Annotated in this window: 3 protein-coding genes and 1 pseudogene; 3 read left to right on the top strand and 1 reads right to left on the bottom strand. The window is 37.3% G+C overall.

Features of this window, described 5'->3' with window-relative positions:
- A pseudogene (locus L650_RS24400) lies at positions 1 to 114 on the bottom strand (DUF2062 domain-containing protein); the annotation flags it as partial.
- Between L650_RS24400 and L650_RS0100380 the strand changes: the two are divergent.
- The 3 genes from L650_RS0100380 to L650_RS0100370 form a co-directional block, all read left to right on the top strand.
- Positions 94 to 2,358 carry a DNA internalization-related competence protein ComEC/Rec2 gene (locus L650_RS0100380; protein ID WP_029771715.1) on the top strand — a complete coding sequence of 755 codons (2,265 nt, stop codon included), beginning with the start codon at positions 94 to 96 and terminating at the stop codon, positions 2,356 to 2,358. The pseudogene L650_RS24400 and the gene L650_RS0100380 sit on opposite strands and share 21 nt — an antisense overlap.
- 60 nt (positions 2,359 to 2,418) lie before the next feature.
- Positions 2,419 to 4,164 carry a lipid A export permease/ATP-binding protein MsbA gene (gene msbA / locus L650_RS0100375; protein WP_004586694.1) on the top strand — a complete coding sequence of 582 codons (1,746 nt, stop codon included), beginning with the start codon at positions 2,419 to 2,421 and terminating at the stop codon, positions 4,162 to 4,164.
- On the top strand, positions 4,161 to 4,432 hold a 272-nt coding region (locus L650_RS0100370), incomplete at its 3' end, for a tetraacyldisaccharide 4'-kinase (RefSeq protein WP_029771714.1). The genes msbA and L650_RS0100370, both read left to right, overlap by 4 nt.

The following is a 4,432-nucleotide window of genomic DNA, read 5'->3' as shown; positions in this document are numbered from 1 at the left end:
GTTTAAATGCCATAGGTTGGCGTCTTGTAATAGGCGGCCGAATATTCTAAGTGTTTTATGATGCCTAATTTTATTAGGATCAGGTAAAAATCGTTGGATCGTTTTCTTAGGCATTTCAAGCAACCATTTACTTCAGTGTGGATTAGTCTTGGATTTGTAATAGGTTGTATTTCAACCGTATTTTATTATCAAACCCATGAATTTACAGTCATCACAATATCTGTCCTTATTGCGAGCGCCTATTTTAAGCCGTTTTTGAATGTTTTGTTAGGGTTTATTTTAGCTATTTGCTGCATTGTTGTGCACTTTTACCTGTTTTATAGCTATACGTTGCCAAATGATGAAAATAACTATGCTTACCCTGCCACAATTCTTGTTGATGAGGTTATCTCTGCAAAGCAACCACAGTATATAAAAGCAACGTTATTAAAGTTAAATGGGGATGAAATACACAAATTTAAAGCACCTAAAGCCATGTTAAGTGTCGATTCTGCACAGCATATTAAGCAGGGCGATACTTTTGAGGCAACAATAGCGCTGAAAAAATTCAGAACAATTAAAAATATCGGTGTGTTTGATAATAATGTGCATGCCTTTAAACAACGCATACTATTTAAAGGCAAAGTACTTAATAAACAATTGCGCATTACTAGCGCGGCTTCACCTTCAATAATTTATAAATACAGGTCGTTTTTAAAACACACTTATCAAAAAACAACGCTTAATTGGCTTTATTATGCATTGCTTAGTGGTGATAAATCACTGATGTCGTTTGAAAATAAACAAACAATGCAAAGTTTAGGGCTCAGCCATTTATTAGCTATTTCAGGGTTGCACATAGGGCTTATATTCAGCTGTTTTTATTTACTGAGTAAGTACACATCATACATCCTTAAAATTAAAGTATTGCAGTCTATTAATTTAACTATTGTTTATTGTTTTATCGGCTGGTTAGCGGCATTTATCTATGTGTATTTAAGTGAATTTTTACTCTCAGCGACTCGCGCATTTATTATGTTAAGTTGCGTATTAGGTCTTTACTTTATTGCCAAACAGCCACTGCGCTGGCGAAGCATTTTATATGCTTTAGTCGCTGTATTACTCATCAATCCTTTTAATGTTTTAAACCCAGGGTTATATTTTTCTTTTATTGCGGTTGCAATTATTTTCATTGTTATAAAGCACCTTCCTAAAACTAAATATAGTTGGCTTAGCGTGTTTATAGCGCTGTGTATTATTCAGCTTGCTTTATTTATTGGGCTTTTGCCTATTACCCTTATTTATTTTAGTGGGGTAAGTATTGCTGGGTTGGTTATTAATTTATTGGCAATTCCATTATTAAGCGTGGCAATCATGCCACTTTTGCTGCTGTTTACGATAATAAGTGCTGTGGTAGATATAACGCCCGCCATTTTATTATTCGATAGTGTACTTATAACATTGTTTAAGTATATGGATGCAATCCCTTGGCATTACAGATGGTTAGATATAGCTAAACCGCGTACATTGTACTTAGTTGCAGCTTATCTATGCATATTAATCGCCTGGTTTAGCCCCTTTAAACGTTTAGCACTCATTCCTCTATGCGTTACATTAATAGATTATCTGTATTTACCAAAACCTCTTTGGCAACTGCATGTGTTTGATGTTGGGCACGGATTAATGACGTTACTCGAAAAAGACAATCAAGCGCTGGTTTACGATTTTGGCCCTAGTTATTTTAACCGTTTTAGCCGTACATACAGTGTGTTAATTCCTTATTTGAAAACACATAACTTAACCGTCAGTGATGCAATAATAAGTCATCAAGATAACGACCATGCAGGGGGCGCAGCACATTTTATTAATGCAGGATTTGGTGAAAGCTTTAAGCGCTTTCACCCATATGGCATAACCACACAGTGTATCTCTTTAGATTATAACTTTAATGGATTGCGCATTAGCAGCTTTGCTGATAGCACATTTAATAACGAAAATGATAATTCGTGTGTGCTTTTAATCAAATCACACCAACTTACTATGTTATTAACGGGTGATATTTCTAAAGCACGTGAGCTGAGCCTTATTAAAACTCACTCATTACAAGCCGATGTGATTTTAAGCCCTCATCATGGGAGCGATACGTCTTCAAGCACGGAATTTATCAACCATGTAAATCCGCATACGGTTATTCACTCAACAGCTTTTCAAGGCCAATGGCAATTTCCCAGTGAAAAAGTGGTTTCGCGCTACAAAGCTATAAATGCTAAACAATATGTTACGGCACGTGATGGGCAAATTACGGTAAGTATTTATCAAGATAGCTTTAAAGTGACAACGGCGCGCAAACACGAAAGTTATTGGTTTATAGAAGATTGACGTTTAGTTTTAACGGTTTGAAGGATACAATAAGGGCTGTAATTGTATAACGAGAGTAATATGAGTCAAAGTACTACACAAATTTATAAACGGTTGATTTCTTACGTTGGTGATTATAAAAGCGTTGCCTTCGTCGCTATTATTGGAATGATCGGCTATTCGGGTATGGATGCATTATTTATTCAATTAATGAAACCCTTTATTGATGAAGGCCTAAACCAACGTAATAGCGAAGTGCTAGCTTATGCCCCATTTGTTGTAATTGCGCTGGTAATAGGGCGTGGCCTGTTTAATTTTATGTCTTCGTATTGCCTAAGCTATGTAGGCTCGCAAGTAGTTCGTTCGTTACGCCAGCAGTTATTTGAACACATATTACATTTGCCTGTTTCGTTTCATGATAAAAACTCAACAGGTGATTTAATTTCAAAAATTACTTTTGATACAGAACAAGTTCAGCAAGCAATCACCAAAGCACTGTTAATTGTTGTAAGAGAAGGCGCTTTTGTCGTTTTTTTACTTGCCCTTATGTTTTATACCAGCTGGCAGCTTTCGCTGATTTTTTTAGTGATCATTCCACTAGTGGCAATTATTGTAACGTTTGTGTCTAAACGCTTTCGCCATATTTCAAAAAATATACAGTCTGCAATGGGGCAGGTCACCCGTAGCTCTGAGCAAATGCTAAGTGGACACAAAGTTATTCATGGCTTTGGTGGGCAAAAACAAGAAATCGACCAGTTTTCAAAAATCAATAATCATAATCGCCAGCAACGTATTAAAATGGATGCCACTAAAGCGTTAAGCGTGTCGGTAATTCAAGTGCTTGCAGCAAGTGCAATGGCTGTTATTTTGTGGGTTGTATCTATGCCTTCAATGATAGATACGATCAGCTCTGGCGATTTTATGGTACTCATCTCTTCTATGATGATGCTTTTACGCCCGCTTAAACAATTAGCAAACGTGAACAGTGATATGCAGCGCGGTATTTCTGCAGCGCAAAGTATTTTTTTAGTTTTAGATGAAGAAATTGAAAAAGACAAAGGTACTTACACCGTAGATAAGGTGAAGGGCGAAATTGAGGTTAAAAACGTTACCTTTAAATACCCAACTAAAGATGAAGCTGTTTTAAATAACCTATCAATAAGTATAAAAGCCGGTGAAAGCATCGCGCTTGTAGGGCGTTCAGGCTCGGGTAAATCGACTATTTCTAATTTATTACCGCGTTATTATGATTTAGAAGCACCAAGTGAAATTTTATTAGATGGCGTTGCGCTTGAGAAATATAAACTGGCCGATTTACGCCGCCAGTTTGCCTTAGTATCTCAGCAAGTTGTGTTATTTAACGACACAATTGCTAATAATATTTGTTATGGCATAAGCCGCGAAATAACACCGCAGCAATTAGAAGAGGTGGTTAAACAAGCCCACGTGTGGGAATTTGTTAAAGACCTACCTGAGCAGCTCAATACCATGGTCGGTGAAAACGGGGTGATGCTCTCTGGTGGTCAACGTCAACGTATAGCAATTGCTCGCGCTATATTAAAAGATGCACCTATTTTAATTTTAGATGAAGCAACTTCAGCCTTAGACACAGAGTCTGAAAAACTAATTCAGCAAGCTCTTGATACCCTTATGCAAGACAAAACGTCTATAGTCATTGCCCATCGTCTTTCAACCATTGAGAACAGCGACAAAATATACGTTATTGATGGTGGCCGGGTGATTGAAAGTGGCGATCATCAGAGTTTACTAGCTAAAGATGGTACTTATTCAGCTCTATGTAAAATGCAGTTTGGTGAGCACGGGTGAGTAAAATAGAGCAAAGCTGGTATAAACCATTTAGTTTTATAACGCTACTTTTACTGCCATTAGCTGCGCTTTTTTGGTTAATTTCAAGTATTAGGAAATGGGTTTTTAAGGTTGGCTTTGCCACGCCTTTTAAAGCTAAATCTAAAGTGATTGTGGTGGGCAATATAAGTGTAGGTGGGAATGGCAAAACGCCATTTGTGTTATGGCTTTACGAATACTTGTCAGAGCAAGGCCTAAAAGTGGGCATTATCAGCCGAGGTTACGGCGG

Origin of the sequence: Pseudoalteromonas sp. TB51 (genome assembly GCF_000498055.1) — a bacterium.
GTDB classification, from domain to species: Bacteria; Pseudomonadota; Gammaproteobacteria; order Enterobacterales; family Alteromonadaceae; genus Pseudoalteromonas; species Pseudoalteromonas atlantica.
This window is presented reverse-complemented; position numbering and strand designations above follow the sequence as displayed.